At 42.7% G+C, this 17,607-nt stretch carries 13 protein-coding genes; 3 read left to right on the top strand and 10 right to left on the bottom strand.

What is annotated here, in order from left to right:
* Positions 1–426: 426 nt before the first annotated feature.
* The 3 genes from NG55_RS19490 to NG55_RS19480 all read right to left on the bottom strand — a co-directional run bounded on the left by NG55_RS19490 (position 427) and on the right by NG55_RS19480 (position 3,893).
* Positions 427–2,403, bottom strand: coding sequence for a BCCT family transporter (locus tag NG55_RS19490; protein ID WP_016542614.1), 1,977 nt, complete (start codon positions 2,401–2,403; stop codon positions 427–429).
* A gap of 152 nt (positions 2,404–2,555) precedes the next feature.
* The gene (locus NG55_RS19485) at positions 2,556–3,251 is read right to left on the bottom strand and encodes an ion channel (protein WP_065344166.1); all 696 of its coding nucleotides are present in this window, start codon (positions 3,249–3,251) and stop codon (positions 2,556–2,558) included.
* Positions 3,252–3,296: 45 nt separating this feature from the next.
* Positions 3,297–3,893, bottom strand: a complete 597-nt coding sequence (locus NG55_RS19480; RefSeq protein ID WP_016542612.1) for a TetR/AcrR family transcriptional regulator — start codon at positions 3,891–3,893, stop codon at positions 3,297–3,299.
* Between the two features lie 85 nt (positions 3,894–3,978).
* Between NG55_RS19480 and NG55_RS19475 the strand changes: the two genes are divergently transcribed.
* On the top strand, positions 3,979–5,187 hold the full coding sequence (locus NG55_RS19475) for an oxygenase MpaB family protein (protein WP_065344165.1): 1,209 nt from the start codon (positions 3,979–3,981) through the stop codon (positions 5,185–5,187).
* Positions 5,188–5,411: 224 nt separating this feature from the next.
* Here NG55_RS19475 and NG55_RS19470 read toward each other — a convergent pair whose 3' ends face one another.
* The 3 genes from NG55_RS19470 to NG55_RS19460 form a co-directional block, all read right to left on the bottom strand.
* Positions 5,412–6,068, bottom strand: coding sequence for a tetratricopeptide repeat protein (locus NG55_RS19470; protein ID WP_065344164.1), 657 nt, complete (start codon positions 6,066–6,068; stop codon positions 5,412–5,414).
* A gap of 204 nt (positions 6,069–6,272) precedes the next feature.
* On the bottom strand, positions 6,273–7,988 hold the full coding sequence (locus NG55_RS19465; RefSeq protein ID WP_016542609.1) for a cation acetate symporter: 1,716 nt from the start codon (positions 7,986–7,988) through the stop codon (positions 6,273–6,275).
* A 1-nt stretch (position 7,989) separates the two neighbouring features.
* Entirely contained in the window at positions 7,990–8,322 is a 333-nt protein-coding gene (locus NG55_RS19460) for a DUF485 domain-containing protein (protein ID WP_016542608.1), read from the bottom strand.
* Between the two features lie 185 nt (positions 8,323–8,507).
* Here NG55_RS19460 and NG55_RS19455 point away from each other — a divergent pair, with 185 nt between their 5' ends.
* Together NG55_RS19455 and NG55_RS19450 are read left to right on the top strand one after the other, a co-directional pair.
* Positions 8,508–12,002, top strand: coding sequence for a PAS domain-containing hybrid sensor histidine kinase/response regulator (locus NG55_RS19455; RefSeq protein WP_171258011.1), 3,495 nt, complete (start codon positions 8,508–8,510; stop codon positions 12,000–12,002).
* A gap of 316 nt (positions 12,003–12,318) precedes the next feature.
* Complete coding sequence (locus NG55_RS19450; protein ID WP_023270988.1) at positions 12,319–13,080, top strand: hypothetical protein; 762 nt, start codon at positions 12,319–12,321, stop codon at positions 13,078–13,080.
* Positions 13,081–13,126: 46 nt separating this feature from the next.
* On the opposite strand, the gene NG55_RS19445 is transcribed toward NG55_RS19450, so the two are convergent.
* The 4 genes from NG55_RS19445 to def form a co-directional block, all read right to left on the bottom strand.
* Positions 13,127–14,317, bottom strand: a complete 1,191-nt coding sequence (locus tag NG55_RS19445; RefSeq protein WP_065344162.1) for a hypothetical protein — start codon at positions 14,315–14,317, stop codon at positions 13,127–13,129.
* Between the two features lie 65 nt (positions 14,318–14,382).
* Positions 14,383–16,494, bottom strand: coding sequence for a TonB-dependent copper receptor (locus NG55_RS19440; protein ID WP_065344173.1), 2,112 nt, complete (start codon positions 16,492–16,494; stop codon positions 14,383–14,385).
* Between the two features lie 75 nt (positions 16,495–16,569).
* Complete coding sequence (locus NG55_RS19435) at positions 16,570–17,007, bottom strand: DUF2946 family protein (RefSeq protein WP_016542603.1); 438 nt, start codon at positions 17,005–17,007, stop codon at positions 16,570–16,572.
* A 24-nt stretch (positions 17,008–17,031) separates the two neighbouring features.
* Positions 17,032–17,562, bottom strand: coding sequence for a peptide deformylase (gene def / locus NG55_RS19430; RefSeq protein WP_016542602.1), 531 nt, complete (start codon positions 17,560–17,562; stop codon positions 17,032–17,034).
* Positions 17,563–17,607 lie beyond the last annotated feature (45 nt).

Raw genomic sequence — 17,607 nt, 5'->3', positions numbered from 1 at the left:
ACCACTTTAGCCAAACCCTTGTTTCTCAACAAGTTTTTATCTGCATCACCGCCGATGGATGTGCATTCTACAGTATTTCAGACCCGTTGCAAGCACTTTTAAAAATTAAATTATTCGGTTGTTTTATTTTTAAACTTTAACGCATCTAATTAACTGATTTATATAATTTAAAATTTATTAATTATCTTAAAAGTGAATTTAAATAGACTAACCAATTGAAATTAAATAATTTTATTGAAATTCTGTTTTTATTATCAGCAATAAAGCAGCTTTCTTTTTATATTTAGCTTTTATTTTAAACACCTCACTCCATGCAAAAATCTGTCTCCTATTCGATTCATGTTTAAAATTTCACCACCCAAAATAAAAACAACGGCTTTGATCGCTCAAAACCGTTGTTTTCAGTGTTGTAATAAGTACTTTCTCTTAAGAAGTACTGCCTCTCACAATATTCAAGAAGTATAGATGACGTTCATATTGATCAATAATGTCTTGGATTAAATCTTCTTGCGTCCAATCCATTACATCATAGTTTTGTCCACCCTCTCTTAAAAAGACTTCTGCTTGGAAGTAATTGGCCTCATCCTCCTCTGCTCGTCCCAACATGAAGCTTGGTGGAACAGTGGCATGTGAGATGACTTTATAAGTGAAGTTAATTTCATGATGATGATCCACATGCAGTTGCAGACCATTTTCAATTTCACGTATCTCCACTTCCAAGTGACGGCGCTTAAATTCACGTTGAATACTTTCAAAGGCTTTACGCACCTGTGTCTCAATGTAGTGCTGAACTTCTGTTTCTGTATGCGGGTAATGCATGATCAGACCCAAACGTTGCTGCCAACTACGTGGATTATTGATGGCACGTGGGGTAATTCGCGCTTCCTGAATGGCTTTCATCTTGGTGACATCCAGCTTTAAGGCTTTTAATAGCCCCCAGCTCATCAACAACATAATAAAAGTAAAAGGCAATGCACTCATAATGATGGAAGATTGCAATGCCGATAGACCACCAACCAACAATAGGATAATGGCCAATGCTGCCATCAACACCGTCCAAAACAAACGTTGCCATGTGGGAGAGTTTTCGGTTTTAGCGGTGAGATAATCAGTAACCAGCGCACCCGAATCCGCAGAGGTGACGAAAAAGAGCATCACCAATACCGTCGCCAGTAAACTCATCACCCCTGAAAATGGCAAATGATTCAAAAACTCAAATAACGCAACTGATGAATCACTTTGTACGGCGTGAATGAGACTAACATTATGTTCTTGCATAATGTTAAACAGCGCGGCATTACCCAAGAACCCCATCCAGATGATGGTAAAACCTGTCGGGATCAATAACACACCGACAATAAACTCACGGATGGTTCGGCCGCGCGATACACGGGCAATAAACATGCCTACAAACGGCGACCATGAAATCCACCATGCCCAATACATAATGGTCCAACCGCCAATCCAGCCATTCGGTTGATAGGCATAGAGATTAAAGGTCATACCAAATAAGTTCGACATATACGAACCCATGTTTTGAATGGTGGTTTGCAACAAATAGATACTTGGACCTGCAATAAACACAAAGGCCAGCAGCACCAAAGCCAAAATCAGATTCAGTTCGGAGAGACGTTTTACCCCTTTATCCAGACCTAAAAATACCGACATGGAGGCCAAAGCACTGACAAAAATAATCAGGATCACCTGAACATTGCTACTTTGTTCAATACCAAAGAGATAATGCAAACCTGAATTGATTTGCGTCACACCAAAACCTAAAGAGGTCGCCACCCCGAAAACCGTACCAATGGTGGCGAAGGTATCAATACTATCGCCCCAAGGACCATAAATCTTCTTACCAATAATGGGGTATAAGGCGGAACGGGTTTTTAACGGTAAATTATGCCGATAAGCAAAATAGGCCAAGGCCAATCCGACCACGGCATAAATTGCCCATGCATGTAAGCCCCAATGGAAAAAGGTAATTCTTAAGGCTTGTTGTGCGGCATCTACACTTTCAGGATCACCGCTTGGTGGACTGACATAGTGCATCACGGGTTCCGCGACACCAAAGAACATCAAACCGATGCCCATCCCTGCAGTAAACAGCATGGCAAACCAGGAGCCATTGCTATATTCAGGTTGGCTGTGATCAGGTCCTAATTTGATTTTACCACTGGCGGAACAAGCAATATAAATCAGCAGAATCAAAAACACCGCAACAGACAAGACATAAAACCAGCTAAAGGAATCGGTGATCCACTGCTTCAATTGTTGGGTCAGAAATTCAAATGAACTGGGTGCGATTACAACGATTGCGATAAAAATCGCAATGATAATCACCGTGCTTAAAAACACGTTTGGATTCACATTCGCAAATTGCGAAGATGGCTTGGAAGGCATAATTCCCCCACGTTATTCTAATGATAATGGACAGGCCCTAATGGCCAAAGAAGACATTCACAATGTGAACAAAAGCGAGCTTAAATTTTGCAAAACTCGATATAAATTATAAAAAATGTGAAAAATAAAGCAGTTGTAATGCTGTAACAAAGTTATTCTTTATCACTCAAGTGTTTGGGCATGTGTGCAATATATTGCAACGCAATAAGGCGAGACACCACTACCGCCAGATACATTACCCCACCAAACATTTGTAGCATCGCCAATACTCTAGCCGCAGGACTGATCGGGATCAAATCCGATAATCCAGTTGCCGACTGTAGACTAAAACTCAAAAATAATAGATCGAGCCAATGCTGTAAGGCTTGAGGTTGATTAGGATTTTGGAAACTATTGGGCAAAATTAATTGACAGATACTATATAAAAAGGCAAACCCCCAAGCGATGAGGGTAAATACCGCCCCTGCCGCAAATAACTCATCTTTAGTGAGATAGCGATCTGCAAACATATAGCGCAATAAACCATAGGCAGCATAGAAATAGGCCAAAGCTTCAAAACTATGCGCAATGATTTGAATGGTCTGATTGCCATAACCAATAAAAATCATAATCGAAAATAGAAAGGCACCACTGACAAAAACCAAGCCCCAAAAAGTAAACACAGGTGTCTGTCGAATCACCTTGGCAATAATCAACAAGGCCAAGACACCTAATGACCAAGTCAAAGCCCGAAATTCACTGTCACCTGTGGTCAACATATATAAAACCAATAATGCCAGTTGAACCAGTAACAACCATGCTGATGGCAGTAAACGAAAGCCGCTCCAAAATTGTTTTAAACTTTGCATGTTGTGGTCCTGAATCTTGTTATGTTTTTGATTATGTTGAGTGCATCATACTGCATCTAAAAAAGAAACAATCATTTTAGACAGTTCTTGTTGTAGTCGCTGTTCTTCAATTAGAAAAGTATTTTTACTGGCATAACGCATCATGGTAAATAAGGTACTATTAATAATCACAAAAGACTTATGTTTTAAAGTTTCAAAATCCCAATGCGGATAATAACGCCCGAATAAATACATACCGATTTCTAAAAAATGCTGCTCCAAAACCTGTGCTGCTTCGGAATCACTATAGGCATGCCAGTTTTTTAGAATTTCGATAAAAAATCCCTGATCAGACTTTAATGATTCAAAGCCAAAGGCAATGCTTAATGTGATGATGTCCTGAATAGAGGTTTGTTGTTGTCGCATCACCAGTTGCTTGACTGCCTGCCCCAAATTTTCACTTTTGCGCAGTAATAATTCTGCGATGATCTGTTCTTTATTTTCAAAATATTGATAAATCGACCCAACACTAACGCCTGATTTTTCAGAGATTTTAGGTGTCGTCACCTGCAACACGCCATATTCAGCAATACATTTCTGCGCCCCTTCCAAAATACTTTCGACGATCATTTTGGCACGTTGCTGCTGTGGTCGTTTTCTCATGCTCAGCCTCAATGGAAATGCGAATTGAATACGAATAATTATTCGTATTAAGCTTTGATTAAATAACAATCAGAGGCTTTATGCAATGCAAAGCATCGTTAAACCTAAACGTTTGGCAGCGTTTGAAGACATGAGTCAATCTAATCTCAAAACCAAGCTTCTCAGCTACATGACCCGACAGGACGTTCAGCCGAGTTATCAAGAGTATCAGGCACTGAATACTGCCCTGCAAAGTGGTGATGCACCGATGGATCAGCTGCTGCTGTGGGTGTTACAAAATCCTAAGCTGCATCGTAAATATTTTGAAACGGCGCTATATCAAGGCCTCGATAAACTGCCACATGAAATTCCTGAACTCACAGCCTTCTTCCAATTCGTTGAACAAAAACCTGCTTGGTATGAGCAAAACAAAATTGATGCTGCATTGAAATTCACCTATCGCTTGGGCATCAATAACGGACTGATCCTACGAGATCTATCCTTAATGACGGGCTATATGTATCCTGGTTTTAATCAACCTTTAATCCTAACGGGCGCATTAAAGAAACAGGCAGGAACACGTTTAGCCGAAACCACCAAATGGTGGGTGGATATCACTGAGCCCAATGGGTTTGAACGGTTTAGCAAAGGCTTTACCTCCACCATTTTTGTACGCTTCATCCATGCCTTAGTGCGCCATCAATTACAAAAATCAGAAAAATGGGATGCAGACACTTGGGGCATACCGATCAATCAATATGATCAAGCGATGACCAATATCGCTTTTAGTGGCGTGGTCCTCATTGGGATTCGTGCTTTGGGCATTTTTCCAAGCAAACAAGAAGTCGATAGCTTTTTACATTTTTGGAAATATGCGGGCTGGTTAATGGGGGTAGAGGAAAAATGGTTGGTTGATCATGAGGCTGATGGTTGGAAACTCATTTACTGGATGCACTTCGCACACCCTCAAGCAGATGCAAGCAGTATTTCTCTGGGGTCTAGCCTTTCCAAAGAACCCTTTGAGCGAAAATACCAGTATCTACGTTCTTTCCAACAAAAACTGGCCTATAAGCAGCATCTAGAAATTACCCAGTTTTTTATCGGTCGCAAAAAAATGCAGAAATTAGGTTTACCCACTCAATCGGCATCATGGTTTGCTTATTATTTAATAGGTCGTAATTTAGCCCTCTATACAGGTGCCAAACATATTCCAAAATTAAACAACTTCCTTGAACAAAATGGACGTCATTTGCAACGAATCGGCTTGTCTTTATATCGCAACCAAGGGCAGCAACTGGCCAGTATGCATCAATAGCTCATAAAAAAAGGCCCTCAATCTACGAGGGCTTCATTATATTGACATATCGGTTAAGGAGCAGATTCATCAACCTTGTTTATTCACGACACCAATACCTTTATAAATAGCAATTGATCATACTATTGATATACGAGCTTCTTGTAGCTCACTGAATTATGCCTCAACCCTTTTTCTTTTAAATGCCAATGATATTCCATCGGGAGCTTTGCATTTCTCGCCTGCTATTGTAATTCCACGAGCTTATCTGCACCCCATGATAATCCATATTCAGCAGCCTTTTTATACCATTTTTTGGCCAACTTAATATTTACTGCTCCAGCAGAACCATCTTCATACATTTCTCCGAGTGCATATGCTGCAATCGCCATTTCCTGATCAGCGGCCTTTGTCATCCATTCCATGGCCTTGAGCTCATTTTTGGCTACACCTTCACCAGCACGATACATTGATGCAAGTTCATATTGTGAATTTGCATGCCCCTGCATCGCAGCTTTCATAAACCATGCATATGCTTCTTCAAAATTTTCATCAACCCCTTGTCCAAACAAGTAAGCTAAACCAAGATTGTATTGAGCATAAGGATTGCCAGATTGGGCAGACTGTCCAAACCACTCTACAGCTTTGGTAAAATCTCTTTCAGGGCCATATGAACCACGTTTATAGATCATCCCAAGGCTAAGTTGAGCATTTGGATCCCCTTGTCTAGCTTCTTCTAAATATTTTGCATAAGCAACATGGATATCTTTTTTCACAAAATCTTCATCTAACATTGCATCTATCTGTGCGAGTTGAGTTTTAGGAAGATTTGAACTTTCGCTACATGCAATGCTTGAAAATACAAGAGTTAAGAAAATTAAAATATTCTTTATTAAATACATAAAGCTATCTCATATCAATTTGACGACAAATAAAGTAATGGTCGCAATTTTTAAATTTTTCAAAATTATAATGTCATCTAAATAATAAAAACCAATTCAAAATTTATTTTTAGCCTCACCACGTACCTCAATCATATTTTTTATGTATTTCAAATAAAGAAAGCCCCTATCAAAAGATAAGGGCTGTCTTTTAGCTCGAGGTCTTTAGTGATCTGACGCGCCAGATGCACCGATCCCGGTCATTGAACGTACGAACTGTGCATCAAATGCTTTACGCTCTTTTTGTGCACGTGCTGATTTATCAGTTACAGAGAAGAACCAACAGCAAAGGAATGATAACGGCATTGCGAACAGTGCTGGACCATTGAATGGGTTTGGCGCAGTTTCAGAAATCGCCAAAGTATCCACCCAAACCGCTTTAGACAGAATAATCAAACTCACTGCACCGACTAAACCAACCACACCGCCAATCACTGCACCACGTGTAGTTAAACCTTTCCAGAACATTGATAACACCAATACTGGGAAGTTTGCACAACACGCGACTGAGAATGCCAAACCCACCATGAAGGCAACGTTTTGCTTCTCGAATAAGATCCCCAAGATCATGGCAAAGATTGCCAAACCTAAGGTTGCAATTTTTGACATCTTCAATTCAGACTCAGGTGTGGTTTTACCCTTTCTAAACACATTGGCATATAAATCATGTGAGATTGCAGATGCGCCAGAGAGGGTTAAACCAGCTACTACAGCAAGGATTGTTGCAAACGCCACTGCCGAGATAAAGCCCATGAACAAATCACCGCCAACAGCATCACTTAAGTGAACCGCAGCCATGTTGTTACCACCGACTAATTCTAATTTACCTGTTGCCATTGCTTTCGCCGCATCCAAGAACTGCGGGTTGTTGGCAACAAATAGAATCGCACCAAATCCAATAATAAATGTTAATAAGTAGAAGTAACCGATAAAACCTGTCGCCACCACAACTGATTTACGTGCTTCTTTGGCATCTTTTACGGTAAAGAAACGCATTAAGATATGCGGTAAACCTGCTGTACCAAACATCAAGGCAAGACCAAGTGATAATGCATCGATTGGATTCGCCGCGAGTTTGCCTGGTCCCATGATTTTGGCTGCTTCGTCCCAGCTTATGCTATGTGCTTGGCTATACACACCAATGGCTTGGTTAAACATATTGCTAAAACTAAAGCCTACTGCTTTCATTACCATAAAGGCCATGAAAGTTGCACCACTGAGTAACATCACTGCTTTAATGATTTGTACCCAAGTGGTCGCTAACATGCCACCGAAGATGACATAAGCCATCATCAATAAACCAACGATGACCACCGCAATGTTGTAGTTCAAACCGAACAGCAATTTGATCAACTGACCCGCACCCACCATCTGTGCAATCAAGTAGAATGCCACCACAACCAATGAACTGAATGCTGCCAAGGTACGTACTGGTTTTTCTTCCAAACGGAATGAGACCACGTCTGACAGGTTATATTTTCCTAAGTTACGTAAGCGCTCTGCAACAAGGAAAAGTACAATTGGCCAACCCACCATGAAACCAAGTGAGTAAAGTAAACCATCAAAACCCGAGCTAAAAACTAAGGCCGAAATACCGAGAAACGATGCTGCTGACATATAGTCACCGGCAATCGCCAAACCATTTTGGAAACCGCTGATTCCGCCACCTGCGGTATAGAAATCTTGTGCTGACTGGGTTTGTTTCGCTGCCCATTTGGTAATGAACAAGGTAAAGCCCACGAAGATCATAAACATAATGATCGCGTGCCAGTTGGTTGCTTGCTGTTCCGCTGCACCTAGATCAGGGCCAGCAAATGCCACACTTGAACAACAAAAACTGAGCAGCGTAAACAGTATCGCTTTGAATGATGTCCCTTTCATCTCAGTGCATCCCTTTTTCATGTGCAATGGCCTCAACTTCCTTGAGGGCTGCTTCATTCAGTTGATCAAGTTTGGTATTGGCAATATAGGAATACACACCACATAATAAAAATGACAACACGATAATGCCTAAACCTAGGGGAATTCCCCATGTTGTTACACCACCGCTAAATGAACTTGCTAAAAATTCTTTGTTATAGCCAACCAAAAGCATGAACCCGACGTAGATAAACAACATGATTGCTGTTAATGTCCAACTTAATGTGCGCTTTTTGCTGACCATCTCTTGAAACTTTGGATTATGTAGAATTCGATCTACCTGTGAATCATCCATAATCAACTCCTTATTTTTGTGTCCAACCGTGGACCCCTTTTTTGCATGGGATTTTTCATTATCCAAAGTAACAAGATTATGCTTGACTCGTAACTTAGACTTTGGTCTCTAAATGCAAATCTCTACTCCTTGCCCTACCTGCGCTTCGGGTATGATAAAAAATGGAATTCGATCACGTGAGCAATATGAACAGTTGGCTTATTCTTAGCGTCCTTGCCCTGTATATCGTGCTGTTATTCGGCTGTGCTTTTTTTGGTGAAAAACACGCCAGCCGTTTAAGTACTCGTGGACGTATGCTGCTGTTTAGTCTGACTTTAGGGGTTTATTGCTCTTCGTGGACCTTTTACGGCGCAACGGGTGCTGCAGTGCGTCAAGGCGTCATTTTCCTGCCCATTTATTTAGGCCCTTTGCTGTTTATCTGGTTTGGCTATGACATCTGGAAGCGCTTAGGACGCATTCGCCAACATCATGCCATTTCCTCAATTGCCGATTTTGTCGCGGCGCGTTATGGCAAGAGCGGGAGCTTGGCTGCACTGGTCACGATTCTTGCGGTCATTGCGATTGTGCCTTATCTGGCGTTGCAACTGCGCGCCATTGCGTTGAGTGCCTCAGTCATTCTTGAGCAAAACGCACATATTCATACCACCACCAATAGCGTGCTGGTGTTGACTGCGGTATTGGCGATTTTGGCCATGATTTTTGGTACCCGCCATATTGCCCATACCGAACAACATGGCGGTTTAATGCTGGCGGTTGCCTTTGAATCCTTTGTGAAACTGTTCGCACTGCTCTGTGTGGCTGCTTTTTTCTTATTACAATCGCCTGAGAATATCAAACAGGTCAGTAGCGACGTCCATCAGCATTTCCATGACCTGCAACAATTGGGGGTTCCTGAAACCTTTTGGGTGCAGACCCTATTGGCAGGCTTAGCCATGATTTGCTTGCCGCGTCAATTTCATGTGGCGGTGGTCGAATTACGGGATGAAAAGCATATTCGTGGCGCACGCCGCTGGTTCGCGGCTTATCTGATCCTAACTGTGATTGCAATCATACCGATTGCCAGTTGGGCCTTGCATTCCTTACCTGAATCCCTCGGTACTCCTGATATTGCGGTCTTGGCCCTGCCTTTAAGCTATCAACAAGAATGGCTGGCTTTATTGGCCTTTTTAGGCGGTTTTTCGGCTTCGACGGGGATGCTGTTAGTTGCTTCAGTGGCACTTTCGATCATGCTCAGTAATGACCTGATCATGCCCGCATTATGGCGCTTTAAAATCATTTCTCGTCATGATCAGCACCTACCTCGCGTGCTCAAATTGACCCGCCGCATTAGTATCGTCAGTGTGATGTTGCTGGGTTTTTTATTTTTCCACTTTTTTAATGACATCAATCAGCTTTCGGTTTTTGGTTTATTGGCCTTTAGTGCGGTGGCCCAATTCTCCCCTGCCCTAATTGGGGGGCTGTATTGGCGTGGTGCAAGTCGTCAAGGGGTCTATGTTGGCTTACTTATGGGCTTTGCTATGTGGAGCTACACGCTACTGTTCCCAACAGTATTGCGCAGCCTACCAGATCATTATCAAGAGTTTGCACAACATCTATTATTGTTTGGGCCTTTCGATATTAATGGCCTACGTCCTGAAGCGTTACTTGGATTTGAATCCTTTGCACCTCTCACTCACGGCGTATTGTGGTCACTGGGGCTCAACGTGGTGCTGTATATTTGGGTGTCGCGCCTGTATCGTCCAAGTGTGGCTGAACAAATTCAGGCGGAAAGCTTTTTCTATTATGAAAGTAAACCCCTGCCATCGGCTCAATCCAATACCGATCTAACAGATCTACACCTGAATGCAGCACGTCTCAAGGTTGGGGACTTATTGGCCTTGGCTAAACGGGTCACCGGTGATAAGCCAACCCTTCAAGCCTTCCAACAGTTTTGTGAACAAAACCATGTGGTTTTAAATGAAAATCATGTCGCCAATGGCATGTGGTGGCGTTTCACTGAACAATATCTGGCTGGGATTATTGGTGCAGCGTCTGCCCGTACCTTATTAACCACCGCCATGATTAACAATGGTCTAGCTTTAGGTCAAGTCGCCAATATTCTTGACCAAGCCTCACAATGGCAACGTTTCAACCAAAACTTGCTCATGACCATGATCGACCATATGACCCAAGGTGTGAGTGTGGTAGATAAAAACATGTGTCTGGTGGCATGGAACAATCAATACCTGAAGTTATTTGATTATCCTAAAGACTTAGTCTACGTTGGCTGTCCAATTTCTGATTTGATTCGCTATAACGCGGAACGTGGTGAATGCGGTCCTGGTCCTGTTGAGGAGCATGTGCGTAAACGACTGCACTGGATGAAAGTCGGTAGCGCCCATGAATTCGAGCGGATTCGTAAAGATGGTCTGGTCATTCAGATGCGTGGTAATCCCATTGAGGGTGGTGGTTTCGTGACCACTTTCGCCGATATTACCGCCTTCCGTGAAAATGAAGCCGTATTGGAAGAACGTGTCAGTGATCGAACTCAGCAGCTTGCCAATGCCTTGACCGAACAACAACTGGCACTGGAACAAGCCGATAAAGCCAATCAATCGAAAAGTCGATTCTTGGCAGCCGCTAGTCATGACCTATTACAGCCGATGCATGCAGCTCGCTTATTTAGTACCGCGCTAGAGCAAAGTGTGCATTCAGCAGAAGATCAACAAACCTTGCAACAACTGGATCGAGCACTTTACGGCGCAGAAAGTATGCTCTCAGCACTCCTAGATATTGCCCGTTTGGAAGGGGGTACCATTCAGCCCAAGCGCCAAGCTTATGCATTACACGACCTCTTAAATGATCTGGAGTTACAGTTCAAATCCATTGCAGCGCAACGCAATATTCAGTTGTCTGTTCACGACACCAAATTTTGGGTCGATACCGATCCACAATGGATGCGACGTATTATCCAAAACTTTGTCAGCAATGCATTGCGTTATACCGCTCAAGGTCGTGTGGTGGTTGGGGTATTACGTTCTGCGCAACGTCCAAACCATATCCAGATTGGGGTTTGGGATACAGGTCCCGGCATTCATGAACAGCAACGCCTCAAATTATTCCAAGAGTTTGAGCGCTGTGGCCATACTTCGCCTTGGGGTGAACAAGGCCTTGGCCTCGGACTGGCCATCGTACAACGTATGACCAGCCTGTTGGATTTCCCTGTGCATGTCTATTCGGAACTGGGCAAAGGCTCTTGCTTCATGATTGAAGTTCCTCTTGCTGAAGCGCCCAAAATTCAAATGACCCTCCCACATGTGACAGCACTGCAACATACGGCTTATAAAGTATTGTGCTTAGACAATGATGAGACCATTCTGCAAGGGATGCGCACTTTATTGAGTAAATGGGGCTATCAGATTTTCACCGCGACTGAACCTGAGCAAGCCTTGCGTCTGATTGAGCAAGAAGACATTCAGGTCTGGCTGATCGATCAGCACTTAAATCATGATCAACGCGGTCTAGATTTCATTGAACAACATCGACTGCCTCATATTCCAGTCGCCCTGATTACTGCAGATTCTGATCCAGAGTTACCACAGTACTTAAAACAGCAGAATATTGTGTTGTTGAAAAAACCGCTTAAACCTGCGGGTTTAAGAGCTTGGTTATCGGGACTCAAAATCATGCCAATGCAATAAATGACTAAATATTTTGCAACATAGGCCAAAATGATCAAAAACAAGCCCTTTTGTTGATGACAAATTGACCAAAGTGCTCAAATCGTTATTGGCTATGGCAAAAACGTTCACTTACATTAGTGAACGTTTGTACACTTACTTACAATTAATTAAGCAATTGTTTTTAATATAAATTTTCAGGGTGAAAATCACATCTACGACTTTAGTCGTATTCTACTTGCTTTCTTGATCCCGCATAAATTGATCAATTGAATCGAAGCCTAGCGCCATGCTTGTTGGGTTTCTCATCACAAAATTGTCAAAAAGGACATTGATCATGAATCACAACAACCCGACAACGGATCATAGCTCACAACAGCTTTATCGCCAATACAGTGCCAATGCCCTACTACCTGAATTGGATTGGCAAACGATTTTTGTACATAGCAAACTGGAAGATACCCAGTTACGTGCCCTGGATACTCTTTATCAAGCCGCTGTTCCACTGGCGCTCAATGTATTTGATGAACTCAATTTTGATGTGTTTGCACCCGCTGCTTATCATCCACAAGGCCTGGGTTTATTTGAAAAACTGGCACAACAGGAAGAAAAGTTTTTAGAGGTTCTGGAAAATGAATCCGCTCATCTCGACCATGAAAGCCGCCATCAAATCTGGAGTATGTTATTGCGTGGTGGTGCGGTACTGGTGTTTAAAGCTTGGTTAGGCCATGTCAAAGGCGGTGAACACCAGTTGGACAAAACCCAGTTTGATGAGCTTTCTGATTTATTGTTTATCAAAACGCGTCCTGAGCAATTAGCACAGCGCCTCAAAGTTGATGCCAATGCCGCTTTGACGCATATTTTCTTGATGTATGAAAATGATGTGTTCTTAGACCATTTTAACAGCTTGGAAACCGCGGCTTTATTTGTTGATTTAGGCGTATATGATGCCGCCTTTTTAAGTTTGCGTGATGACCGTGTTGCTGAATACCTCAAAGCCAAAGGCTATGTGACTCAAGAGCAGATTGATGATTTACAATGTGCTTTAAACCCATTGTATTGCGATAGCTTAATGCCAAAACAAGATTGCTTGGCTTAATCAGCCGAAGCCACAACCAAGATTGTGGCTTCTCTTTGACTTTCGCTCAAGGCAGATCTTTTTCTAAACGCTGTTTATGAATCTGCATCACCACATCACTAAACTCATTTAAAACATAATTGACCCATAAACGGCTATACCAGTTATATTCAGTGGATAAACGATAATCAATGCTTAGAATCAACTTGGTGGTATGCGCATCGATTTGTTCTAATTGATAATCTGTTTTCAGCAAATCAAAATACTTGCCGCCCATTTCCAGATGATCATCCAATGACCCCTTTGGAAAAGAATCTGGAGCAAACTGGTATGTCCAGGACAATAAATATGGCGCATGCGATGCGGTCACCTTTTCTTCAAACTTGATACCACGTTCCCACTGAATAGTGCGTATCAGCTCACCCTCATGCTGCTCTGTCATACCAAAAATAGGCTTGGGAAAGCCCATGCTAAAAATAAAGCTGTCTTTGACCTCCTCTGGTTGAATCTTGCCAATCTGGTTAATGGCCTGAAATACTTGCTGTGCTGGGGCGTGAATCACGACCGAACGTTGGGTTTGTCCATATTCAGCACGGCTAAAATCAGGTAATAACAACCATAAAATCAGCGGCAGGAGTGCAAAAGAATAGATTTTGGCGCTGGGCTTCCATAGATAATGACAGATCAATCGCATCAAACCTGCACCCAGCAGTAAACCGATCAGTAAAATCGGTAAGAGCATGATCAAACAGATAATGCCTTCTCTTAACACGATCACACAGAACATAATCACGATTACAAAAACAAGCGGCTGAATCTTGAACAGCTTGGAGAGAAAAATGGGATTGGGCTGCTTTCGAATCATAAAATATTCGAACAATGAGCCGAGTATTGCCGGAATCACAATAACCACAACAAAGGACATTAGATCTTTGGAATAACTGCTTAACAGTACGGTAAATGCAATCAAACTTGCAGCCAAAATTAACGGTAAAATCCGTAAAAATGAAGATCTGGCTGGGTAGTCCTTTTCCAAAGAATAAGGGAGGTCATGAGTTAAATTGCTTAGAACAAGTACGTAACTATTCTGCTCATTCTTAATTTTATGTACATGGTAGTGCGCGAATCCTGCTTGTCGCAACATCTGATCAATACTGTCTCGAACTTCATCAGTCCACACTTCAACTAGAATACGAGCATAGCCCTGTTGTTGTAATTCTTGAATAATTGTTATTTTGTCATCCACAATATGATGCATCTTTTTCTTCACCTCGATTCAGTCAGCCCAACGTGTTTGATTGGGCTGACTGATTCTAACTCAGCTTAGAACTTCATGCTCATACGCATCCAGTAATTTCGACCCGTATTATTGAATTGCTCTTCACTGGCAAAACCAAAACCAGAACTGCCTGCTTTATTGAGGTGTTCGGTATAGGTCTTATCCAAGACGTTATCCACCCCCACTGAAAGATCGATATCTTTATTGAGACTATAACTACCATTCAATGAAACCGTTGAGAAACCAGCACTTGGTTTCAAGTCATAGCCCACGATATTCCCTTGATGCAAGCTGACACGATTTTGCTGATCCACCACACGCCATAACATACCCAATGTATATTTATCGGCAACATACCGTAGATTCACGCGTCCTTCTAAAGGTGCAATTTGTGGTAATGGCGTATTGTCCGTGGTATTTTTACCCCACGCATACATGGCACTCACATCTGCTTGAATGCGATCGGTAAACTGATAGCCGATTCCAGCCTCAGCACCCGCAATGGTGGCATCCACATTCTTGGCACCTGCGGTAATTCCACCACCGCCATGTCCGCCATGCTCACCCGCATGTAAATGGCTATGATCGTGATAATTCATCAGAATATAATCGTCAATCAAGCCAGCATAAGCCGACACCCAAGAATTAAACGCGCCCTGCTGCTGAGTAAAACCAAGATCTAACTGTAAGGTTTTCTCTGGCCGCACACCATTAAAGGTATTCGTCGAACCTGCATTGCCATGCTCTGGGCTAAACAACTCCCAATAATCAGGCATACGTTCAACATAGCCCACACCGACATAACTATTTAGACCATGTTCAGCATTTTGATTTTCCAAACGAACAAAAGCACTTGGTAAGGTTTTTTCAAGCTGGGTGTTAAAACCTTTAGCTTTAGTGTCCGCTCGCTCATCCTCAACTTTGACCTGGTCTACCCGAGCACCTGTCACGATTTTATTCTGTGGGTTCAATTGATAAGTCAACTCACCGAATGCCCCATAAGACTGGAAACGCATATCTTGACGGAATGGCACATTCATCGATGGCATGGTCGGCGATGACATACTGCCACCATGTTTATTGAACTGAGAATCGACCCCAGTGATTAAGCTCCACTGATCCCATTCAGACGTCATCGCCAAACGTGAGTTCAAAGTACGGCGTGTCACTTGCATGGCCATCGGGTTTGGCATCAACATGGTCATGCCATCATGGCTCATTTCAACCAATGGCGGTGTACGCAAACTATAGTTATCCATAATATGGTCGTTATAGCTATAGTTCACCTGAGCTTCAATTTTCTTGATTACATCAGTGACATTTTTCTTTTCAAACCGTAAACCTAAACTTTCACGGGCAAATTGTGCACCATCCATTCCACGCCCAGCATATTCAGCCTCACCATCTGCTTTACCACCGGTCAATTCCAGCCACGTGTTTTCATCTGGGGTCCAACCCAATGCAACATCGGCATTCCAGCGTTCCCATGAAGACGGTATAGTGTTGCCATCGCCATCTTGATAACTATTCGATTCAGAACGATTGGCATTTAAACGGATATATTTTTTCTCATCACCAATCGCCGTTTCAACATTCTGGTCCAAGCGCCCAAATGAACCCCACAATACACTCGCCTGTCCACGATAGGGTTTTTCTTGGGTGAGCTTTTCAGGTTCACGTTCAAAAATCACTGTTGCTGCTGAGCCAGTATTGGCATATTGAACCGTTTGTGGCCCTTTAATCACTGAAATTCGATCATAGCTTTCAGGAGAAATATAAGAGGTCGGTGCATCCATACGCGAAGGACATGCGCCAAGGTTCTCCGTACCGTCGGTCAGAATCTTGATACGTGAGCCAAACATGCCACGAAAGGTCACATCTCCATTGGTGCCACCACTTTGTATAGAGTTAAAACCCATAATACTTTGTAGATAATCCGCCCCATCTGTCGCAGGGATAGGTTGTATCGGTTTCTTCGGGTCTGCTTTCACCACCAAACCATTACTTTCATTTGGTTGTTGTGCCGTGACCACAATCGGTGCAAGTGAAACATGTGCCTGCTCATGCTGAACGGGTTCCGCCCACGCCATTGCGGTATTTGAAGCAGCCAAGATCGCAACCGTTAGCGGTTGTAATAAAAATTTAGGTTGAGCCATCATCGGTCTCTCTTAAAACATAGATAAAACAGAGCCAGAGTTCAAAAAAAACCCTAACAAAAATAAAGTTTTAATTTATGCAAAGAGTGGCGGAGCCCGTCCTTGGGGCAATAGAAACAACCGTTGTAGCGCAAAATAAACATGCTTAAAAGCGTGTTGATAGGCAACTAAACGGATTTGGACACGTACCAGAACCTCTTTTACCCCCAATTCAGGCGGCAACACCAGATTGGCATAGACCGTACAGTACTGACATTGGTGGTTAGGGTCGTGATGATCATGTTGTGGCATAGACACTTGCGTGTGTTCAAGTTGATGCGCATGCTGCTGAGATGCATGGGCTGAATGGCTATGCGAAGCTTGTAACTTAGGTAATAGCAACGCCTGAGTGATGGTTTCACAGACAGGCGCGATTTGATATTGCTTCGGAAGTAGTGGCTGCAAGAAAACCGCAATCTGCAAACAGACCGCGGTTAAAGCCAGCAACAAGCCACAACGAAACAAGGACAACATCTACTCTATCATCATCGTTGCAGTTTAGCGTTTGACTGCAACTTTCTCTTTATCGCGTTGGCGAACCACTTTTTCCACTTTTTCACGTGCACGTTGACGCTTTAATGGCGATAAATAATCAACAAAAAGTTTGCCATTTAAGTGATCCATTTCATGTTGGATACAAACAGCGAGAAGTTCGTCAGCTTCTAACTCAAATGCTTGACCTTCAAGGTTAATTGCCTCGATTTTTACACGTGACGGGCGCTCAACTTTATCGTATATTTGAGGCACAGAGAGACAGCCTTCTTCATAAGGCTGGGTATCTTCAGTCAGTGGAATGACTTTGGGGTTAATGAACACCATCGGTTGGTTTTTCTCTTCAGAGATGTCCATAACAATAAGCTGAATATGATGATCAACCTGAGTTGCCGCTAAACCTATACCCGGTGCCTCGTACATGGTTTCAAACATATCTGCTGCAAGCTGACGAATATCATCAGTGACTTCTTCGACTGGTTTGGCGATGGTACGAAGGCGGGGATCAGGAAAACTTAGAATAGGTAATAAGGCCATACAGTCGTCCTCACTTATGCCATTGATCAAAAAAACCAACTAAAG

The sequence above is a fragment of the Acinetobacter gyllenbergii genome, from assembly GCF_001682515.1.
In the GTDB taxonomy this organism is placed as follows: Bacteria; Pseudomonadota; Gammaproteobacteria; order Pseudomonadales; family Moraxellaceae; genus Acinetobacter; species Acinetobacter gyllenbergii.
Note: the sequence above shows the minus strand (reverse complement) of the source record. Positions and strands in the feature narration are given on the sequence as shown.

Coding starts and splice junctions, on each gene's coding strand:
- NG55_RS19490 (WP_016542614.1), bottom strand. CDS start 2,403: ATGCCTTCCAAGCCATCTTCGCAATTTGCGAATGTGAATCCAAACGTG.
- NG55_RS19475 (WP_065344165.1), top strand. CDS start 3,979: ATGCAAAGCATCGTTAAACCTAAACGTTTGGCAGCGTTTGAAGACATG.
- NG55_RS19480 (WP_016542612.1), bottom strand. CDS start 3,893: ATGAGAAAACGACCACAGCAGCAACGTGCCAAAATGATCGTCGAAAGT.
- NG55_RS19440 (WP_065344173.1), bottom strand. CDS start 16,494: ATGGCTCAACCTAAATTTTTATTACAACCGCTAACGGTTGCGATCTTG.
- NG55_RS19470 (WP_065344164.1), bottom strand. CDS start 6,068: ATGTATTTAATAAAGAATATTTTAATTTTCTTAACTCTTGTATTTTCA.
- NG55_RS19435 (WP_016542603.1), bottom strand. CDS start 17,007: ATGTTGTCCTTGTTTCGTTGTGGCTTGTTGCTGGCTTTAACCGCGGTC.
- NG55_RS19460 (WP_016542608.1), bottom strand. CDS start 8,322: ATGGATGATTCACAGGTAGATCGAATTCTACATAATCCAAAGTTTCAA.
- NG55_RS19485 (WP_065344166.1), bottom strand. CDS start 3,251: ATGCAAAGTTTAAAACAATTTTGGAGCGGCTTTCGTTTACTGCCATCA.
- NG55_RS19445 (WP_065344162.1), bottom strand. CDS start 14,317: ATGCATCATATTGTGGATGACAAAATAACAATTATTCAAGAATTACAA.
- def (WP_016542602.1), bottom strand. CDS start 17,562: ATGGCCTTATTACCTATTCTAAGTTTTCCTGATCCCCGCCTTCGTACC.
- NG55_RS19465 (WP_016542609.1), bottom strand. CDS start 7,988: ATGAAAGGGACATCATTCAAAGCGATACTGTTTACGCTGCTCAGTTTT.
- NG55_RS19450 (WP_023270988.1), top strand. CDS start 12,319: ATGAATCACAACAACCCGACAACGGATCATAGCTCACAACAGCTTTAT.
- NG55_RS19455 (WP_171258011.1), top strand. CDS start 8,508: ATGAACAGTTGGCTTATTCTTAGCGTCCTTGCCCTGTATATCGTGCTG.